The 20,332-nt window shown below is 27.0% G+C and carries 24 protein-coding genes; 21 read left to right on the top strand and 3 right to left on the bottom strand.

Going from position 1 to position 20,332, the window contains the following annotated elements:
* Positions 1 to 161: 161 nt before the first annotated feature.
* Positions 162 to 1,049 (bottom strand): LysR substrate-binding domain-containing protein, encoded by an 888-nt coding sequence (locus Q0Y03_RS12620; protein WP_297714165.1) that lies wholly within the window; start codon positions 1,047 to 1,049, stop codon positions 162 to 164.
* Between the two features lie 174 nt (positions 1,050 to 1,223).
* On the opposite strand from Q0Y03_RS12620, the gene Q0Y03_RS12615 reads away from it, so the two are divergent.
* From Q0Y03_RS12615 to Q0Y03_RS12605, 3 genes are all read left to right on the top strand, one after another.
* A complete protein-coding gene (locus Q0Y03_RS12615) occupies positions 1,224 to 2,249 on the top strand; it encodes a putative sulfate exporter family transporter (RefSeq protein ID WP_297714164.1) in 1,026 nt (341 codons plus the stop codon).
* A 211-nt stretch (positions 2,250 to 2,460) separates the two neighbouring features.
* Positions 2,461 to 2,991 (top strand): cob(I)yrinic acid a,c-diamide adenosyltransferase, encoded by a 531-nt coding sequence (locus Q0Y03_RS12610; protein ID WP_297714163.1) that lies wholly within the window; start codon positions 2,461 to 2,463, stop codon positions 2,989 to 2,991.
* A 90-nt stretch (positions 2,992 to 3,081) separates the two neighbouring features.
* Positions 3,082 to 3,318 (top strand): TIGR04540 family protein, encoded by a 237-nt coding sequence (locus tag Q0Y03_RS12605; RefSeq protein WP_294387827.1) that lies wholly within the window; start codon positions 3,082 to 3,084, stop codon positions 3,316 to 3,318.
* A gap of 79 nt (positions 3,319 to 3,397) precedes the next feature.
* Here the strand turns inward: Q0Y03_RS12605 and Q0Y03_RS12600 are convergent, their stop codons facing one another.
* Positions 3,398 to 3,784 (bottom strand): carboxypeptidase-like regulatory domain-containing protein, encoded by a 387-nt coding sequence (locus tag Q0Y03_RS12600; protein ID WP_297714162.1) that lies wholly within the window; start codon positions 3,782 to 3,784, stop codon positions 3,398 to 3,400.
* Positions 3,785 to 4,018: 234 nt separating this feature from the next.
* On the opposite strand from Q0Y03_RS12600, the gene Q0Y03_RS12595 reads away from it, so the two are divergent.
* Positions 4,019 to 4,261 carry a hypothetical protein gene (locus tag Q0Y03_RS12595; RefSeq protein WP_297714161.1) on the top strand — a complete coding sequence of 81 codons (243 nt, stop codon included), beginning with the start codon at positions 4,019 to 4,021 and terminating at the stop codon, positions 4,259 to 4,261.
* Between the two features lie 30 nt (positions 4,262 to 4,291).
* On the opposite strand, the gene Q0Y03_RS12590 is transcribed toward Q0Y03_RS12595, so the two are convergent.
* Positions 4,292 to 5,077 carry a polysaccharide deacetylase family protein gene (locus Q0Y03_RS12590; protein WP_297714160.1) on the bottom strand — a complete coding sequence of 262 codons (786 nt, stop codon included), beginning with the start codon at positions 5,075 to 5,077 and terminating at the stop codon, positions 4,292 to 4,294.
* 203 nt (positions 5,078 to 5,280) lie between these two features.
* Here Q0Y03_RS12590 and Q0Y03_RS12585 point away from each other — a divergent pair, with 203 nt between their 5' ends.
* From Q0Y03_RS12585 to Q0Y03_RS12505, 17 genes are all read left to right on the top strand, one after another.
* On the top strand, positions 5,281 to 5,511 hold the full coding sequence (locus Q0Y03_RS12585; RefSeq protein ID WP_297714159.1) for a hypothetical protein: 231 nt from the start codon (positions 5,281 to 5,283) through the stop codon (positions 5,509 to 5,511).
* Positions 5,512 to 5,614: 103 nt separating this feature from the next.
* A complete protein-coding gene (locus tag Q0Y03_RS12580) occupies positions 5,615 to 6,121 on the top strand; it encodes a putative ABC transporter permease (RefSeq protein WP_297714158.1) in 507 nt (168 codons plus the stop codon).
* A gap of 114 nt (positions 6,122 to 6,235) precedes the next feature.
* Positions 6,236 to 6,580 carry a hypothetical protein gene (locus Q0Y03_RS12575; RefSeq protein ID WP_297714157.1) on the top strand — a complete coding sequence of 115 codons (345 nt, stop codon included), beginning with the start codon at positions 6,236 to 6,238 and terminating at the stop codon, positions 6,578 to 6,580.
* Between the two features lie 144 nt (positions 6,581 to 6,724).
* Entirely contained in the window at positions 6,725 to 8,032 is a 1,308-nt protein-coding gene (locus Q0Y03_RS12570; RefSeq protein WP_297714156.1) for an MATE family efflux transporter, read from the top strand.
* 171 nt (positions 8,033 to 8,203) lie between these two features.
* Positions 8,204 to 9,022, top strand: a complete 819-nt coding sequence (locus Q0Y03_RS12565) for a MerR family transcriptional regulator (RefSeq protein ID WP_297714155.1) — start codon at positions 8,204 to 8,206, stop codon at positions 9,020 to 9,022.
* 84 nt (positions 9,023 to 9,106) lie between these two features.
* Complete coding sequence (locus tag Q0Y03_RS12560; protein WP_297714154.1) at positions 9,107 to 9,787, top strand: N-acetylmuramoyl-L-alanine amidase; 681 nt, start codon at positions 9,107 to 9,109, stop codon at positions 9,785 to 9,787.
* A gap of 124 nt (positions 9,788 to 9,911) precedes the next feature.
* Entirely contained in the window at positions 9,912 to 10,220 is a 309-nt protein-coding gene (locus Q0Y03_RS12555) for a hypothetical protein (protein WP_297714153.1), read from the top strand.
* A 222-nt stretch (positions 10,221 to 10,442) separates the two neighbouring features.
* On the top strand, positions 10,443 to 11,114 hold the full coding sequence (locus tag Q0Y03_RS12550; protein WP_297714152.1) for a DUF969 domain-containing protein: 672 nt from the start codon (positions 10,443 to 10,445) through the stop codon (positions 11,112 to 11,114).
* Positions 11,115 to 11,134: 20 nt separating this feature from the next.
* Positions 11,135 to 12,064 carry a DUF979 domain-containing protein gene (locus Q0Y03_RS12545; RefSeq protein WP_297714151.1) on the top strand — a complete coding sequence of 310 codons (930 nt, stop codon included), beginning with the start codon at positions 11,135 to 11,137 and terminating at the stop codon, positions 12,062 to 12,064.
* Positions 12,065 to 12,200: 136 nt separating this feature from the next.
* Positions 12,201 to 12,842 carry a pyroglutamyl-peptidase I gene (gene pcp, locus Q0Y03_RS12540; protein ID WP_297714150.1) on the top strand — a complete coding sequence of 214 codons (642 nt, stop codon included), beginning with the start codon at positions 12,201 to 12,203 and terminating at the stop codon, positions 12,840 to 12,842.
* Between the two features lies 1 nt (position 12,843).
* On the top strand, positions 12,844 to 13,272 hold the full coding sequence (locus Q0Y03_RS12535) for a gamma-glutamylcyclotransferase family protein (protein ID WP_297714149.1): 429 nt from the start codon (positions 12,844 to 12,846) through the stop codon (positions 13,270 to 13,272).
* A gap of 147 nt (positions 13,273 to 13,419) precedes the next feature.
* Positions 13,420 to 14,262 (top strand): Mrp/NBP35 family ATP-binding protein, encoded by an 843-nt coding sequence (locus Q0Y03_RS12530; protein WP_297714148.1) that lies wholly within the window; start codon positions 13,420 to 13,422, stop codon positions 14,260 to 14,262.
* Between the two features lie 475 nt (positions 14,263 to 14,737).
* On the top strand, positions 14,738 to 16,132 hold the full coding sequence (locus Q0Y03_RS12525) for an extracellular solute-binding protein (RefSeq protein ID WP_297714147.1): 1,395 nt from the start codon (positions 14,738 to 14,740) through the stop codon (positions 16,130 to 16,132).
* Positions 16,133 to 16,204: 72 nt separating this feature from the next.
* Positions 16,205 to 17,095 (top strand): sugar ABC transporter permease, encoded by an 891-nt coding sequence (locus Q0Y03_RS12520; RefSeq protein WP_297714146.1) that lies wholly within the window; start codon positions 16,205 to 16,207, stop codon positions 17,093 to 17,095.
* Between the two features lie 3 nt (positions 17,096 to 17,098).
* Positions 17,099 to 17,992 carry a carbohydrate ABC transporter permease gene (locus tag Q0Y03_RS12515; protein WP_297714145.1) on the top strand — a complete coding sequence of 298 codons (894 nt, stop codon included), beginning with the start codon at positions 17,099 to 17,101 and terminating at the stop codon, positions 17,990 to 17,992.
* A 34-nt stretch (positions 17,993 to 18,026) separates the two neighbouring features.
* Positions 18,027 to 19,544, top strand: coding sequence for an alpha-N-arabinofuranosidase (locus Q0Y03_RS12510; RefSeq protein WP_297714144.1), 1,518 nt, complete (start codon positions 18,027 to 18,029; stop codon positions 19,542 to 19,544).
* A gap of 134 nt (positions 19,545 to 19,678) precedes the next feature.
* Positions 19,679 to 20,215, top strand: coding sequence for a helix-turn-helix domain-containing protein (locus tag Q0Y03_RS12505; RefSeq protein WP_297714143.1), 537 nt, complete (start codon positions 19,679 to 19,681; stop codon positions 20,213 to 20,215).
* Positions 20,216 to 20,332 lie beyond the last annotated feature (117 nt).

Raw genomic sequence — 20,332 nt, 5'->3', positions numbered from 1 at the left:
ATTGTTTTTGGAAGAAAAAGAGCGTTAAGAAGCTGAGGGAATGAAATGACTTTCGAAGCTTTAGCTCTTTTTCTGGAAAAAACAATATAAATTCTTAACGCAAATTACACAATTCCTGGAGGTTATATCATTAATTTTTCGCCCCTACTTGACGAACAATATTATTCTTTTGAGGTATATGCTTTAAGTTCTTCTAGGAAAATATTTGCTGCTTTTGATAGTGTTAATTCTTTAGGGTATATATATGAAAATGATCTTGTGAAGTCTTTATTAAGTTCTATATATGACAATTCATTTCTAGTTTCAGACTCTAAAATCACATGTTTAGAGGTAATAGTTAAGCCTAAGTTATTTCTAACAGCTTCTTTAACAGCTAAGTTACTGCCTAATACCATCATACTTTTAGGAATTATTTTATGCTGTGTAAAGAATAGATCAAGATATTCTCTAGTACCAGACCCTTCTTCACGAGCAATCCATCTCCTATTTTGAAGATTAGCTAAATTAAGTTCTTTATCTTTTAAATCACTATTGTAAGGAATGGCAAGTACCATTTCGTCTTCTAAAAAATATTCCTGCTTAAATAAAGCTGATGAAGCAGAACCTTCTATAAGACCTATATCTAACTTCAATTTTTTCAACTCTGTAGATATAAGAGCAGTATTTTCTATGATAACTTCTATATCTACGTCAGGATATTTACTAGAAAAATGAGCTAAAAATTTTGGCAATATGTATTCTCCTATAGTTAAACTAGCCCCTATTTTTATACTTCCCTTAATTGAATTTGAAAGTGTTTGTACATCTAGAAAAGTGATATCGAGTAGATTTATAATTTCCTTAGCTCTTTTATATAAGGTATAACCACTTTCTGTAATAGAAATAGTTTTTTGCTTAACTGACCTATTTATTAGTGTAACTCCAAAAATAATTTCTAAATTTTTTATATGAGTACTAACGCTTGGTTGTGAAAGATTTAAATATTCAGCTGCTTTAGTAAAGTTTTTGAAATCAACAACTGCAATAAAAGTTTTAAATTCTTCAATCAATGTAATAACCTCCTAGTATTAATGGGTAAACTAAATATAATAATTATTATTATACATCAATTATTTAAAAAAGTAATGATTATCATGATTAATATTTATTTTACTAATAATATTTTGAGTGATATACTATATTATGTAATAAGTGGTTGGAATTTTTCAGAAGGGAATGATATTATGAAGAATAATAAATTTATTAATTATATTAAAGATATATTACCTGGACTTTTAGTATCAGTAGCCGTAGCACTTGTAGGAATATTTATTGCTAAATTTGTACCAAAATTAGGAGCTGGTACAATATCAATATTTTTAGGTATGTTTGTAGGAAATTTATTTTTAAATCAAGATATTTTTCAAAAGGGATATAAATTTTCAGAAACAGATATATTATCATATTCTATTGTTCTACTAGGAGCAACTTTAAGTATAAATACTTTGTTAGAGCTTGGTATAGGGGGATTTGTTTTTATAATACTACAAATGTCAATCACAATAGTTGGTGCGATATATATAGGAAAGAAATTAGGATTTAGTCAAAATTTTAGATTTTTAATGGCTAGTGGAAATGCTGTGTGTGGTTCATCTGCTATAGCAGCAACAGCTCCAGTAATTGATGCAGATGATAAGGAAAAAGGTATAGCAATTACTATAGTAAATATTACAGGAATAGTTTTAATGTTTGTTTTGCCAATAATAGCTAGATTACTATTTGAGTCAGATACAATTCAAACTGGAGCTTTAATTGGTGGTACATTGCAATCAGTAGGTCAAGTTGCAGCTAGTGGAGCCATGGTTGGAGAAGAAGTAAAGGATATGGCTATGATTTTTAAAATATTAAGAGTCGTACTATTGGTTGTTGTGGTATTTGTATTTGGGCATTTGAAACATAAGACTAATGAAGAGATATTAGAGGAAGAAGTAGAAGAAATTGAAAAGAAAAAAGTTAAAATTCCTTGGTATGTTATAGGATTTTTTGTAACTTGTGCTTTATTTTCAGTAAAAGTTATACCTGTGAATGTATCTCATGTATGTAAAATTGTAAGTAATAATCTTGAAATTATAGCATTAGCAGCAATAGGATTAAGAGTTAATGTAAAAGAGTTACTTAAACAAGGAAAAGCTGTATCTTTGTATGCACTAGGTGTAGGATTATTACAAATAGTTGCGGCTTTAATATTAATATTTATATTAATTAGATAATTAAAGTGAAAGTTAAGAGTTAAGAAAAATGCTATTTAAATTTAAAAATTATTAAATAGTATAAAGCTTTACTCTTAGCTTTTATTTTATAATAAAGTATAAATTTTTTTTAAAACAATAATTTACAAAGTGAAAAGATTGACAACAATGTTATATAAAAAGTATTATAGTAAAAAAATAAATTATAAATAATATGTTAGGAGTGAGTATTATGGAGAAAGGACTTATACATATATATTGTGGAGATGGAAAGGGAAAGACTACGGCGGCTATGGGTTTAGCTATTAGGGCAGCTGGAAGAGAAAAAAAAGTTTTTATAACTCAATTCTTAAAAAGTGGAAAAAGTGGTGAACTAGTATCTTTAGATAAATTAAGGGAATATATAACCTTTTTACCAGGAAAGCCTGTAAATAAATTTGTGTGGAACATGAATGATGAAGAAAAGAATGAAGCAAAAAAAGAGCATACAGCTAGATTTAAAGAAATAGTAGAAGTTATGAAAACAAAAGAATATGATTTATTAATATTAGATGAATTAATAGCAACTATAAATAATGGATTTATTGAATTAAATGATGTTATAGATTTCTTAAAAAATAAACCTGAAACATTAGAAGTTGTTATGACAGGAAGAAATCCTAAGGAGGAACTTATAAAGCTTGCAAATTATGTAACAGAAATGAAATGTATAAAGCATCCTTTTGAAGAAGGTATACCATCTAGAGTAGGAATAGAACTATAAAACATATAGTAAATAGTATCTAGTTAATATATAATACATAAGGTATAATAATAAACAAAAATAAAGATATGAATAATAAAGGAGTAACATATGAGAGCTGTATACAGAAATCCTAGGGAATTAGCAACAAAATTAAAAGATGTAATTGATTTATATTTAGAAGATTTATTATCATATGAAAAACTAGAAGCTACAGTTGTGGCTATGATAAAAGCAAATGATGATAGAATATATAAAAATGGATTTATGCCTACAAAGTTAATTGCTGCTATAGGAGAAGAAAGAAAAGCTATAGTAGATAAAATAGCTTCAGATAACAATCTATAAATTTTATAAAAATTAAAAGGAGCTTTAAATAGCTCCTTTTAGATTATCTTTTGTACAAAAAATCATTAATGTTGTAAAATTAACATCCGCATCCTTGGCTATTAGAGTCATTTGATACAGTATTAACGTTTATACAAGAACCTTTAAAGCAACTTACCTTTAGACATTTTTGAACTATTTGAGTATTGTCACTAAATATCTTTAGCATATAAGTTGTATTTGGACATAAAGGCCCTAGTAAGAATTGTCCATTATCATCTGTGAATGTATGAGTTAATGGAACTGGAAACTCACATTTATCAACGACTTGAAGTAGTTTAACAACTGCATCAGCAACAGGTAAACCAGCAGCATCAAGAACTGTACCAAATATACAGCTTCTATTTTCTCTTGGTAATTTTATAGTTGCATCTATTTGTTCGTTACAACCAGTTTTAAAAACACAATTTCCTAATCTACAGCTCATAATTTTATCCTCCTAAGTGTAATTGTAATATACTATAATATATTCCAATATAAACGCAATGTGTTATAATTTATAAATTTTGTTTATGTAAAGTATTTTAAGGGAAGAAGTTTAGATATAGTCTATTAAATAAAAGAGGATATTTAGTGTTTTTTGTAACTTTTGTTACTGAAATAGTTTTTTTAGTAAGTTATAATAATAAAAAAATATGACAAAAAAGTAGGAGGCAATAATATGAGTTGTGGATGCGGAAGCATGAATAAGAAAGATGGAAAAGTAGTTGTTGATTTAGTAAGAAGTAAAGGAAAGGCTGATTGTCCGATATCAATACAACATGAAATAGAATGTAATTGTGGTAAAAGTTTTACAATGAAGACTTTAGTAGATAAATGTCCACATTGTGGTATGACTTATGGGGTTACTCCTTGCTCATCAAGAGATAAAGAAAATGTAGTTGTAGCAGGTATAAACTACTAATTAAAATAACTAAATTGCTTTGCAATTTAGTTATTTTAATATTTCAAAATCGTATCCAGAATCTTTTAAAAGCTTAATTATTCCAGGTAAAGCTTCTACAGTGGTATTTTTAGTCATACAATCGTGCATTAATATTATTGCAGGATTTTTATAATTACCATCTTTATCTTTAATTTCTCTAGAGACATTTTGAATTAGAGTAGATGCGGGAATATTATTTCCTTTAGCATCTCCAGAATCCACATTCCAATCATAGACATTAATATCCATTTCATTTAGTTTAGAAGTTATATTTTTAGTAAAATCTTTTCCACGAGAATTTTTAACAATAGTATTATGAGAACCGCCAGGGAATCTAAATATAGTACACTCATTTCTAGTAATTTCTCTTATAAACTCTTGTTGTTTATTAAAACTTTTAAAAAATGATTCTTCACAAGTATAAACATATTTAAATTCATGGTCGGCAGTATGGTTGCCAATTGCATTTCCTTCTTCATAAGCTCTTTTAATAAATTTAATATGAGGCTCTATATAGGGTGAAATTATGAAAAAGGTTGCATGTACATTATTTTCTTTTAATATATCAAGTATTAATTCTGTGTTTTTACTAGGTCCATCATCGAAAGTTAAATAGACAATTTTTTTTTCTTCATCCACATTGTTTTTTTTATAATCAGTATTTTCAGAAGCATTTTCTATATTAATAGGAGAAAAGATAGAAGAATATGTTGAGATGTTACTGAATGATAAAAATATGAGTAAGAATATAATTATCTTTTTAAAACAATTAGAGTTAATATTTAAGTTTTTCATTTTAATTCTCCTTATATATAAATAAAATATTAATGTTTTTAATTATTAAGTTTGAGTTTCATAAAGTATTTTTTGTAAAAGTAATAAGAATTTATACATTTTAAATAAAATTTATTTAAAGTAATTATAGAAGCCTTAGTATGAACATTTATATTAATGAGGAATATTATAAAATTATAAAGATTTTGAGGAGAAAAAAATAAATGAATCCATATGAGCTTATAATGAAGATTGATAGAAAAATGAAAGAAGATCCAGTTTTTGCAAATAAGTTTAATAGATTAGTAGGTGAATTAAATAGGACTCCAGGTTTACAACAAGAAATAATGAGAATAGCACAAATAAAAGATGAAAATAAGAGACAAAGAGCTTTGAATAATTTGCCTGATAATGTAAAACAATCAGTTGTAGAAATGTTTAAATTATTAAATTAATACAATAATCCATTAGTAAAAAATAACCAATTTAATTGGTTATTTTTTATGAATAAAATTTATAAATATTAGAAAAACTAAAAGATACTAAGGAGGAATAAATATGGAGTTTTTATATAATTTTTTTATTTATGGATTTATTGGATGGATAATAGAAAATGCATTTTCATATTATATTCATGGTCATTTTCAAAAAGATGGATTTTTAAAGGGGCCATTTAAACCTATGTATGCAATAGCTATGTCTTGGATACTTGAATTATATAAGGTTCTACCTAATATAATGTTTTTAATTATAATATCATTTATAATTCCAACATCTGTGGAATATATAACAGGGTTTTTAATGAGAAGATTTTTTCATAAGGATTATTGGGATTATTCTAAAGAAAGGTATAATTATGAAGGAATTATATGTTTAAGATTTTCACTTATTTGGGTTCTTTTAAGTATTATTGATGTAAAAATAATTCATCCATATTTTATATATGAAATTTATAACTTATTAAATGAAATATGGCCTATTCTATCAATATTATTCATATCAGCTTTATGTATAGATGAAATATTAACATTTATAGATTTTAGAAAAAGAGGTCAAATAATATAATATAAAAGTTAGAATAACATAATTAAATTCTAGTGAAGTCTTTTTAACTTTGAAACTTTTTAATATTAATATATAATTTAATATATAATTAATTTAGTTAGAAAGAGGAAAATTATGAGTTTAATAAGTACATATGAAAAGTTTACGGATATCAATGAAGAGTTTATAGCATTTATTGATAAATTAGTTAGAGAGAATTTTGAATCTTTTACAGAGGATCAAATTAAAATGAATTTAAATATAGCTCTAAATAATTATGAAAAATTAAAGATTGAAAGTGATGAAATTCAAGTTGAGGATAATGATAAAAATAATTTGAGTGATTTAAAATATTTAATAATGAGTGCATTATTTTTAGTATCAGATTTAAAGCATTTTTATAATTTAAAAGAATATGAAAGATTTAAAATGAGAGCAGTAAATTATATAAATAATATCAAAAGAGGAAAAATGTTTTAAACAATAAATTTATTAATTAAATCCCACGATAATAAAAAATATTATTATTGTGGGATTTAAATATAAAAATACATAAAAGTTATTGACTCTTGTGTAAGAAAAGAGTTTATAATTTGAAAGGATTAAAATTTAAAGGAGATATATATGAAAAAAGAATTTTTTAAATATGCTATTCCATCATCATTAGCAATGTTTATTTCTTCATTATATACAGTAGTAGATGGAATATTTGTAGGACAAGGTGTTGGAGATACAGCATTAGCATCGGTAAATATAGTTCTTCCATTTACAGTAATGTTATTTGGTTTTGCTTCCATGTTTGCTATTGGGGGGGGAGCATTAGTCTCTAAAAATATTGGAGCAAATAATGTACAAAAAGCAGTTAATATTTTTAGACAAGTTTTTAAGTCTTTATTAATATTTAGTTTGATAATAAGTATAATATGTGTATTATTTACTAATCAGATAGTAACGATGTTAGGGGCTACTGAAGTATTAAAGCCACTAGCTGTAGACTATTTAAGATTTTATGCAATATTTTGCATACCAAATTTAATTGGAATTGTTCTAAATAGTTTTGTTAGAAATGATGGTAGACCAAAGTTAGCAATGATATCTACTATAAGTGGAGCTATTACTAATATAATTTTAGATTATATATTTATTTTTGAATTAGGAATGGGAATAAAGGGTGCTGCAATAGCAACTGGACTTGGACAAATAGTAACAGTAAGTATATTGTTACCTCATTTTATTATGAAAAAGGGATACTTATCTTTTGGAAATGTAAAGGTGTCATTTAAAACAATAAAGGAATTTTGTACTATAGGATTTCCATCATTTTTTGCTCAAGGAAGTTATTCTATAATTGTTTTGCTTCATAATATAGCCTTAGTAAAATATGTAGGGGAAATTGGGATTTCTGCATATAGCATATTAAATTATTTAACTACTAATATATATATGGTTTTATATGGAATTACATTAGGAGTTCAACCACTTGTTAGTTATAATTATGGAAAGAAGGATGGAGAAAAAATGCTAGGATTCTTTAGAATAACAGCAATCTCTAACATAGTAATAACAGGAGTTTTTGTTATTATAAGCTTTGTATTTGGACCTTCATTAATATCAATATTTACAAATGATACACAAATAGCTAAAATGTCTTATGATGCATTAAAAATAGCATGTTTAAGTTATTTTTCAGTAGGATTAAATTTAAATAGTTTAGTTTATTATCAGGCAATTGAAATGCCTAAGTATTCTAATTTAAGTTGCATATTAAGATCAGTAGTATATTTACCAGTATGTTTATTTATTTTAGGTAGATTATTTGGTATTACTGGTATATGGACAAGTGCAATTATATCTGAAACTTTAACATTTATAACTATAAAATTAGTAGGAAATATAAAGTTATATACATTTAGAGTAATAGAAGAAAGTTAAAAAATATAACAAATATAGTTAAGCCGTAGTGATGTATTAAAATTTAAATATATTACTACGGTAATTTTTTTATAATTTACAACAAAAAATATGTATTTTAGTATAAAATAATTGAATAGAAATATTTATTAAGTTAGATTTTAGATAAATTAATTTAGAAAGGAAATACATATGAAATCTAAATTTTCTATTGGAGAAGTGGCTAAAATACATAATGTTACAGTGGAAACTTTAAGACATTATGATAGAGTGGGATTATTGAAGCCTTCATATATAAATAGTAATACAGGATATAGATACTATAGTGCTAAGGATTTTATAATATTAGATTTAATTAAACAATGTAAGGCTATGGGACTATCTTTAGATGAGATAAAGAGTATAATAGAAAATTATACTTCACCAGAATCGGTTTTACATGTTATAAGAAAGCAAAAAGCAATCATTGATGAAAAAATAAAAGAATTAAATAAGATAAAGAATAATATTACATTCTTAGAAGAACGTATAAAGGATTCATTAGATGAAGGGTTAAATAAAATATTTATAAAATTTTATGAGGAGAGAAGTTTTATTAAGTATGATAATACCAATAGATTTACAGAGGAATTTGAAGTGAATTTAAGTAAAATTTTAGCGGAAGTAGAAAGACATTACACGTATTTTAATAAGGAGCTAGGATTTGTTATTTCATATAAGGAGCTTAAAGAAGATAACAAAGTAACATATAGAAATACGATGATAGATTTTACTGGAGGAATAGATATTGCAGAGTATGATAAAATTATTTTACCAAGGGGAAAATATTTAAATTTAAATTTTGATGATGACTATAATGATACAAGAAAATATTATGATATTATTATGAACTATATAGAAGAGAATAATATTGAAATATTAGGTGATTTTTATGAAATATATATAATAACTAGAGTTAGTAGTGATGGAGTAGAAAAATCACTAGGGAAAATACAAATACTTATTAAATAAAATTTAGGTATAAATTTATAAATAAAGGTGATTGCCTGTATATATTTATATTGAAAAATAAGTTTTCAAGGAGGTATATACAATATGGCAAAATGGTTAATAGACCCTGGTCATGGAGGAGTTGATTCTGGAGCCATCTATAAAGGAAGAAGAGAATGTGATGATGTTCTTAGATTATCTTTAAGAGTTGGTGAATTATTAAAAAATAATAATGAAAGTGTTCATTATACAAGGTCCACAGATACTACTATAAGTTTAAATGAAAGAAGTAACAAAGAAAATACTGGATATTATGACTATTTTATAAGTATTCATAGAAATGCATATAAACCAGAACTTGCAAAAGGCAGTGAAATACATGTATATGCTAATGGTAGCGTAGCAGAACAATTAGCTAATAAAGTTAATTCAGAAGTAGTTAAAAATGGTTTTACTAATAGGGGAATAAAGATATCTAATTTTCATGTTTTAAGAGAAACTAAATGTCCTGCAATATTAGTGGAAGTTGGATTTATAGACAACACTTCAGATAACTTTATATTTGATTCTAAATTTGAGCAAATAGCACAATCAATTGTTAAAGGGTGTCTATTACAAATTGGAAAAGTGATAAATTCTACTACAAATAACTTAAATAATGATGAAGTATATTATAGATGTATAGTAGGTAGTTTTAAAGAAAGAGAGAATGCAGAAGGTAGAAAAGCTGAATTAATAGGGAAAGGTTATAAAGATACGTTTATAGAAGTTTATAAAAGAAAATAGAATTAAAGAGAGCTATATCAAAATTTTTTATTAAATTTGATATAGCTTTTTTTATGTTAATAAAAACTTTAAATATAGTTAAGAATAAATATTATTAACTAATTGAAAGGAGAGTAAATTAAGTATGAAGAAAAATCAAAAAAATGTAAGTTGGGTAAGCTTTATTTTATTTTTTAGTATAACAAAAATTAGTTTCGATTTTTGTATAATAGAGCCCATATCAAATTATGATGATTATTTTAATAAAACTAGTCCAAAACAGTATGAAACAGTACCTAATAATGATTTAAATAATAATAATGATATAAATAAAATAGATGATTTTCATTATTATTTTGATGATTATGATTACTATAACAACTATAAAGATTTCCAATATCATGATAAAAAAGATGATTATTATGACCATCATTATTATGAAAGGAATGAATAAATATGCAAAAAAAATTATATTTATTAAAAAGGGAATAATCTAAAAATAAATATGTATGATAGAATTAATTTGAAAAAAGAAAAAATATTAATAGTTTACTAAGAAAAACGATATCAAATTAAAAAAATACATAAAATAAGAATACTGGTATAAATTTTTTGTAGACAAAAGTAGAAAAAAGATGTATAAATATAATATATAGACGTAATGGAGGGAATATAAATGGTACTAATAGGAATATTAATGGTAATAGTAGGGTTTGCCTTAAAATTAGATAGTATAGCTGTAATAATAATATCAGCAATTACTACAGGGTTTGCAGCTCAGATGGATATTACTGAAATATTATCAATTCTTGGTCAAACATTTGTTAATCAAAGATTAATGACAATTTTTATATTAACTTTACCTGTAATAGGTATATCAGAAAGATACGGATTAAAAGAAAAAGCAGTTTCGCTTATTAAAAAAGTAAAAAATCTTTCAACAGGAAAACTGTTAACACTTTATTGTTTAATAAGACAAATTGCAGGAGCTATGTCATTAAGAATAAGTGGGCATCCTCAATTTGTTAGACCTTTAATAAATCCAATGGCTCAAGGTGCTGCAATAAGTAAATATGGAAAACTTGATGAAAAAACAGAAGCTAAAATAAAAGCGGCGGCAGCTTCTATGGATAACTATGGTAATTTCTATGGTCAAAATCTTTTCTTAGCAAGTTCAGGGGTTTTATTAATTTCTAATACTTTAAGTGAGTTAGGATATGCAACAACAGGATTAGATATTGCAAAAGCATCAATTCCTATAGCAGTAATTACATTTGTATTAGTTTTAGTTCAAAATATATTACTGGACAAGCAATTGGAAAGACAATTTGGGAAGAAGAATAAATAGTTACAAAGGAGAAGAAATATATGGATTTTGCAGCGATTTCTAATATGTTATTAGAAATATTCTACATAATAATTGGAATTATGATGTTAAATACAGCTGTATTAACATTAAGAGATAAAAAGCACAAAGCTAAAATTGGAACAGCTATATTTTGGACATTACTTGGAGTGATATTTGTATTTGGACCATATATACCATCAGTGGTAGTTGGAGGAATGTTAGTTGTTATAGCAGTACTTACTTTAACTAAGCAAGTTAAACCAGGAACTTTTAAGGCTTTAGATGAAAAGTTTGGAGAAGAACAATCGGAAAAATTAGGACTTAAGGTATTTATACCATCATTAGTTATAGCTTTACTTGCATTAGGAATTGCACAATTTACACCAATTTCAGGAACAGCAGCTATAGGTGTTGCAACAGTTATAGCACTTATAGTTACATTTGTTATTACTAAGGCAAAACCAAAAGTTTTAGTTGAAGAATCAGATAGAATGCTTCAATCAGTAGGAGCAGTAAGTATATTACCACAATTATTAGCAGCACTTGGTGCGTTATTTACAGCAGCAGGAGTTGGAGATGTAATTTCTTCAGGAATATCAAGTGTATTACCTCAAGGAAATATATTTATAGGAGTTGTTGCTTATTGCATAGGTATGGCAGTATTTACAATGATAATGGGAAATGCTTTTGCAGCATTCTCAGTAATAACAGTTGGTATAGGAATACCATTTGTATTTGCACAAGGTGCTAACATTGCTATAGCAGGAGCTTTAGCATTAACAGCAGGTTATTGCGGTACATTATTAACACCAATGGCGGCTAACTTTAATATTATGCCAGCTGCTTTACTTGAAATTGAAGATAAAAATTCAATAATCAAGCATCAAGCACCTGTAGCATTAATTTTATTAGCTATTCACATTGCATTAATGTATTTCTTAGCATTTTAATTTAATTTAATATGTTATAATATATATGAGATATTATCTAAATCATTTATGATATAGGTAATATCTCATAATTCGTAGAGTGATAAAAGATTAAGCTTTACAAAAGTATGAAAAAGTAACGAAGGAGAAGATGAATATGAAAGTATTAATAACAGGCTTTGATCCATTTGGAGGAGAACCAATAAATCCGGCTTTAGAAGCGGTTAAATTATTACCTGATACTATTTCAGGAGCTAAAATAATTAAACTTGAAATTCCTACAGTATTTAGAAAATCTTTAGCAAAGATTGAAGAAGCAATAGAACTTCACAATCCGGATATAGTTATTTCTGTTGGGCAAGCTGGTGGTAGATTTGGTATAACACCAGAAAGAGTTGCAATAAATATAGATGATGCAAGAATTGAAGATAATGAAGGAAATCAACCATTAGATATTGCTATATATGAAGATGGAGAGGCAGCATATTTTTCAAATCTTCCAATAAAAGCAATGGTTAATGAAATGAAAAATAATGGAATTCCTGCATCAGTATCTAATACAGCAGGAACTTTTGTATGTAACCATGTAATGTATGGAGTTTTATATTTAGTAGACAAGAAGTATCCTAATATTAGAGCTGGATTTATACATGTTCCATACATTCCATCACAAGTAGTTGATAAGCCAGAAAAGCCATCTATGAGTACAATTGATATTTCAAAGGGATTAGAATTAGCAATAAAAGCAGCAGTAGAAAATTCAGAAGATATTAAGGCTGTTGGTGGAGCGATTTGCTAAAGTGTTAGATCCAAGAGAAGAAAAGAAGATTTTTGTTTATGGTAGTTTGAGAACTGGATTCTTTAATTATAATAAATATTTATTAGGAAAGATATCAAATACTCAAGAGGGAAAAGTAAAAGGAAAGTTATATCATATGCCACATAAAGGATATCCAGCATTAATTGAAGGTGATGATGTGGTAATAGGGGAAGTAATGACTTTAAATGACTTTGAAAGTGTAATGATTCCAATGGATAAAATGGAAAATTACTATGGAGTAAATGATAATAGAAATGAGTATAATAGAATAATAATGGATGTTGAACTTTCAGATGGAAGTAAGGAAAGTTGTTATGTTTATTATTATATTATGAATGATAAAGAGATTTTTGAAAATAATAGCATTTATATAAGCAATGGAGATTGGAAAGACTATATGTCAAAATAATAGCTGTAAATAAATGTATCTGCCTCCGGGAATAATCCAAATATTGGATTGGCCATGGAGGTAGTTTTTTAATATTTGACAAAGATAAATATTAAGAATAAACTTATGATAAATATAAAAAAAGATACATAAAATGAGGTGAATTAAATGGGAAACTGTAGTACATGTCCAAGTCATGGGTCATGTGGAAAAGATGAAACACAGTGTGGAATTGAAAATAATCCAGAAAATAAAATAAAAAATATAATAGCTGTAATGAGTGGTAAAGGTGGAGTTGGAAAATCTACGATGTCTGTTATGATGGCAAGACAATTAGCTCAAAGAGGATATAGGGTAGGGATTTTAGATGCTGATATAACTGGGCCTAGTATACCAAGATTACTTCATATAGAAGAAGAAAGGGCAAGGGGAACAGAAACTCTTATTTTTCCAGTAGAAAGTAGTGAAGGAATTAAAGTAATGTCTTTAAATCTTGTTGTAGAAAAAGAAGATGAAGCTGTTATTTGGAGAGGACCGGCTATAGTTAATGTTGTAAAACAATTCTGGACTGGAGTATATTGGGGTGAATTAGATTACTTAATAATAGATATGCCACCAGGAACAGGTGATGTTCCATTAACAGTAATGCAAACTATACCTATAAAAGGGGTAGTGATGGTTTCTATTCCTCAAGATATGATTTCTATGATAGTTTCTAAGTCTATAAATATGGCTAGAAGAATGAATATAGATATATTTGGGGTAATAGAAAATATGAGCTATATTAAGTGCCCAGATTGTGATAAAACTATTAAGTTATTTAATGGAGAAAATACTGAAAAGTTCTTAAAAGATATGAATGTAGAGCTATTAGGGGAATTGCCTATGCATAGAGCTATAACTAACTATGGATCTATAGAATTAATTGAAGAAGAGGAAGAAGTGGCTGAATTATTTGATCCTATAGTTGAGAAAGTAATAGAAAAATCAAAGAAAAAATTAGTGTTGTAATTTAAATAAGTTCTTATTTGTAATGTTTAATTACAGGTATGAAATATATCACATTATAATTAATATCATTAATATAATTAACATAGAAAATTATCCACGATTCTTTAATTTAATCGTGGATAATTTTCGTTAAAATAGTATTTTAGAATGATAGTAAATTTAAAATAAAAAATAGTGTAATAAAAAGTAACTATGAAATGCTTAGTATATTAAAGAGGAATGGGTAAATAAAATATTGTAAGTACAATTTAAATGGGAATATATAATTAATCCATAAAAATAAAATAATAGCAAAAATAAATTGTAATAAATATACATAAATGTATTGACAATACTGTGAGAAAATAGTTACAATAATATTGTAATAATTCAATAAAATAAAAATAAATTGATTTTAAAAGGGTATTGAAAGATTTGAGTGTCTACATAAGCTTAAGCTTTTGTAATATATTTATATGAATTATGGAGGGGTATTATGATTAAGATGAAAACGTTTAAGAGGTTGGTGGGACTTTTATTAGCTACATCACTAACTACGGGTTTAATGGTTGGATGTGGATCTAATAAAAGTACAGGAGATTCAGAATCAACAAGTGAATCTGAAGAAGCAACATCAGATACTACTGAAGAGGAGCCAACAGTAGTAACTGTAGGGGATGAAAATGGTACTGAATTTGAAATGTGGACATTCGTTGAATTGCATGCTCAATTCTATGAAGAAATGGTTAAAGAATGGAATGAACAAAATCCGGATAAAACAATTAATTTAAAGATGACAGTTTTACCTTTTGGAGATATGCATACTAAATTACAATCTTCATTATTAGCTGGAAAGGGAGCTCCAGATTTATGTGATATAGAAGTTGGACAATTTCCTAATTTCTTAAAAGGTGTACCACAATTAGAAACATTAAATGATGTTGTTGAACCTTATAAGGATTCAATAGTTGAATCAAGACTTAATCTTTATAGTAAAGATGGAGATATATATGGACTACCAACACATGTTGGTGCAACAGTTGCATTCTATAATACTGAATTATTAGAAGCAGCAGGAATTGATTATACTACAATAAAAACTTGGGATGATTTTAAAGAAGCTGGTAGTAAGTATTATGAAGCTACAGGGAAGTATTTAGGAACTGCTGATACAGGTACATTATGGACTGAATCATTAATGTTATCAGAGCTTGGAAGTGATTATGTAGATAAAGATGGTAATCCAACACTTAATAGTGATGAAATGAAAAAAGCATTATCAACATTAAAAGATCTTCAATATAGTAATGCTATTGCTACAATTGCAGGTGGACAACCGGATATAGAAGAAGCTTTTGGTGAATACAACAACGGAAATTATGCTTGTGCTATTATGCCAATGTGGTATATGTCAAGATTTATAAACTATATGCCAGAGTTATCAGGTAAAATTGCTATAGCCCCAGCTCCAGTATTTGAAGAAGGACAAGATAGGTCTGTTGGTGGAGGCGGTACTGGTACTGTTGTAACTAAGGAGTGTGAAAATGCAGATTTAGCTAAAGAGTTCTTAGCATTTGCTAAGCTTTCAGAAGAAGGTAACATAAAGGTTTGGGAAATACTGGGATTTGATCCTGTTAACACAGCTGTTTGGAGTAATGAAGAAATTACTCATAATCCTGAAAATCAATATGTTAAGTATTTTAAAAATAATCCATTTGATGTATTAAATGAAATAAAAGATGAAATTGGATTATGTAAGGTTGTTGAAAATACTCCATCTATAAATGAAGTTTTATGTACAACTACTTTGAATAGTATATTTGAGGATGGTGGAGATGTAAATGAAGAGTTAGATTACGCACAAGAAGAAGTAGAAAATGCAATTCAATAAATAAAATTATATAACTGCAGAGTTCATCATCACAGGTGAACTTTGCATAATTTATACGAAGGGAGTAAAGCAATGGTAAAAAGATTTATATACAATAAAAAAGTTGCACCATATGTATTTATATTGCCATTTATAATTATATTTCTAATATTCTTTATTTCACCTATGACTAGAACAATTATAATGAGCTTCCAATCAGTTTTGCCAGGAATAACAGAATGGGTTGGCTTTGATAATTATACTAAATTATTAGGGGATAAAGTATTTTTTAAAGCTGTTATGAACAGTATGAAATATATGATTTGGACTTTAATATTACTTATTCCAATTCCTATGTTACTTGCAACAGTTTTAAATAGTAAATTTGCTAAGGGTAAGGAGTTCTTTAAATCTGCATTGTATTTACCAGCATTAACATCTGTAGTTGTTGCAGGTACAATATTTAGACTAGCATTTAGTGAATTAGATGGAGCAGTAATGAATTCTATTATAGGGTTCTTTGGAATGGAACCAATAAAATGGTTAAAGAGTGCGGGCACAGGTTTCTTCGCGTTATTACTTTTAGCATGTTGGAGATGGACAGGTGTTAATATGTTATATTTCTTATCAGGTCTTAAGAATATACCAGATGAATTATATGAATCAGCTGATATAGATGGAGCAAATGCTATTCAAAAATTTATTTATATTACAATTCCACAATTAAAACCAACAATAGTGTACGTATTAACTATTTCAATATATGCAGGTCTAGCAATGTTTACAGAAAGTTATATGATTTGGGGTGGAAATGCTTCACCAAAGAATATAGGGCTTACAATTGTAGGATATTTATATAGACAAGGTATTGAAAAGAATGCAATGGGATATGCATCTGCAGTTGGTATTGTATTATTCATAATAGCAATGACTATTAATATGCTTCAATTAAAATTAAATGGAACATTTTCAAAGGAGGAGTAGGTAATGGCTAATTTAAATGTATCAACAAATATAGAAAAACCAATAAAAAAGAAAGCTGTTAGAAATAAAAAGCGTTTAGCATTACAAGTATTAGTTTTTGCTTTATTCCTTATTTTATCTTGTATTATAATTATACCTTTTTATATATTAGTTATTTCATCATTTAAGCCAGGTAATGATTTAATACGTTATGGGATTAATTTAAAATTAGAATTAGATAAAATGTCTTTAGATAACTTTATATTCTTATTTACTGGAGATCATCAGTATTTTACATGGTTCTTTAATAGTTTATTTTTAACAGCTGTGTCTGTAATAATAACTTTATTTGTATGTGCAGCAGTTGGATATGGATTTTCAATGTATGACTTTAAGTTTAAAAATTTCTTATTTATTTGTGTATTATTTGTTATGATGGTTCCTTTTGAAATATTAATGGTACCTATGTATAGTCAGGTAATAGATATGGGATTAATAGATACTTATTCGGGAATTATACTTCCAGGAATAACTAGTGCATCTACTATATTTTTCTTTAGGCAATATTTAATGGGAATTCCAAGAGATTTAATTAATGCAGGAAGAATTGATGGAGCATCAGAATATGGAATTTTCTTTAGAATAATACTTCCAGTTATGAAACCAGCATTTGCTGCTATGGCAATTTTAAATACAATGGGTGCTTGGAATAATTTATTGTGGCCTTTACTAGTTTTAAAGACTGACACTAAATTTACTTTGCCAATAGGATTAAATACATTATTAACTCCTTATGGTAATAACTATGATTTATTAATAGTAGGCTCATTCTTCTCAGTTATTCCAGTATTAATAATTTTCTTATGTTTCCAAAAATACTTTATTGATGGTATGACAGCAGGAGCTGTTAAGGGATAAAAAAGAGTGATAAAACTAAAGGGAGAGATATCATATGAGTAAAAAAGCAAAAATGATAATAGATAAAGAATTTAAAATATCAGAAATAGATAAAAGAATTTATGGATCTTTTATAGAACATTTAGGACGAGCTGTATATGGTGGAATATATGAGCCAGGACATTATTCAGCAGATGAAAATGGATTTAGAAAAGATGTTATAGAGTTAGTTAAAGAATTAAATGTACCAATTGTAAGATATCCAGGAGGAAATTTTGTTTCTAATTTCTTTTGGGAAGATAGTGTTGGACCAGTAGAGGAAAGACCAAGAAGATTAGAACTTGCATGGAGAAGTTTAGAAACAAATGAGATTGGATTAAATGAATTTTCTAAGTGGACAAATTCAATTGATTCAGAAATAATGATGGCAGTTAATTTAGGAACTAGAGGAATTGCAGATGCATGCAACCTATTAGAATATTGTAATCATGAAGGTGGGACTAAATATAGTGATTTAAGAATTAAACATGGAGTAGAAAAGCCACATAAAATTAAGACTTGGTGTTTAGGAAATGAGATGGATGGTCCATGGCAATTAGGACATAAAACTATGGAAGAGTATGGAAGATTAAGTGTTGAAACAGCAAGAGCAATGAAAACTATAGATCCAAGTATAGAGCTTGTTTCTTGTGGAAGTTCTAATACAGGAATGCCAACTTTCCCAGAGTGGGAAGCAACAACGTTAAATCATAATTATGAAGAAATAGATTATGTTTCACTTCATCAATATTATGGCAATAGGTTTGATGATACTGCAAATTTTTTAGCTCAATCTGTAGATATGGATGAATTTATTAAAACTGTAAAGTCTACATGTGATTATATAAAGGCTAAGAAGCGTAGCAAAAAAACTATTAATTTAAGTTTTGATGAATGGAATGTATGGTTCCATTCTAATGCAGAAGATGATGATATCATGAAAAATAGACCATGGCAAGTTGGTCCAGCATTATTAGAAGATATTTATAATTTTGAAGATGCACTATTAGTTGGGTTAATGCTAATAACATTATTGAAACACAGTGATAGAGTTAAAATTGCATGTATGGCACAATTAGTAAATGTTATTGCACCAATAATGACAGAAAAGAATGGTCCAGCTTGGAGGCAAACAATTTATTATCCTTATTTACATGCTTCAAAATATGGAAGAGGAATAGCATTGCAATCAGTAATATCATCACCAAAACATGATACAATAGATTTTACAGATGTTAATGATGTAGAATCTATTGCAGTGTATAATGAGGAGAAGGAAGAAGTTACTATATTTGCAGTAAATAGAAATTTAAATGAGGATATTAATTTAGATTGTGATGTAAGGAGTTTTGAAGGTTATAAGATAATAGAGCATATAGTTTTAGAAAATAATGATATGAAATCTGTAAATTCTATTGTTAAAGAAACAGTTACACCTAAATTAGTTAGTAGAAGTGAATTAGTTGATGGAGTTTTAACTGCACAACTAAACAAAGTTTCTTGGAATGTAATTAGATTAGGAAAAGATATGTAAAGTATATTAACTAAGTATCTTAAATCTAAAATTATTAGTGTACTATAGTAGTTTTTTTATCGCTTTGTAATTTACTTGCAAATTAATATTACTAAAAATTAAAAAGTGGTTTTTACAAGAAGGAGTGTCGCAGAATGTTAAAAGAAATTGAACTAAGTTATAGTGATAAAAATGAGATGCTTAGTGTAATAAAGGCATTAGCAAATGAATCAAGAATAAATATTTTGCAACTATTAGATAGAGGATGTTTAAATGTAAATGAGATTGCTGAAACTTTAGATTTACCAGTATCAACAACAGCATTAAATATAAAGATTTTAGAAGAAGCTGGATTGGTGCTTACAGAGTTACAGCCTGGAATTAGAGGATCTATGAAGGTAAGTAGTAAGGCTTGTAGCAATATTATTATTAATTTAAATGATAGCATAAATACTTTATCAGAAAATTGTGTCTATATAAATATGCCTATTGGTAACTATAGCGATTGTTTGATATCACCATCTTGTGGATTAGTTAGTGAAAAGGGAAGTATAGGTAGATTTGACAAGCCAAGTAGTTTCTATTATCCAGAAAAAGTTAATGCTCAGTTGTTATGGTTTTATAAAGGATATATAGAATATAAGTTTCCATATGAAAAATTAAAAAATAAAAATAGACTTGTTGTAAAATGAAATTGAACTAATAAAAAAATCCATAGTGGATTATCTGTGTTATGATTTAATTGCCAAACAAAACCAACACGGAGGATAATCACTATGGACTACCCAAATAATAACACAGAATCACGT

This window comes from Clostridium sp., assembly GCF_026168755.1.
In the GTDB taxonomy this organism is placed as follows: domain Bacteria; phylum Bacillota; class Clostridia; order Clostridiales; family Clostridiaceae; genus Clostridium.
This window is presented reverse-complemented; position numbering and strand designations above follow the sequence as displayed.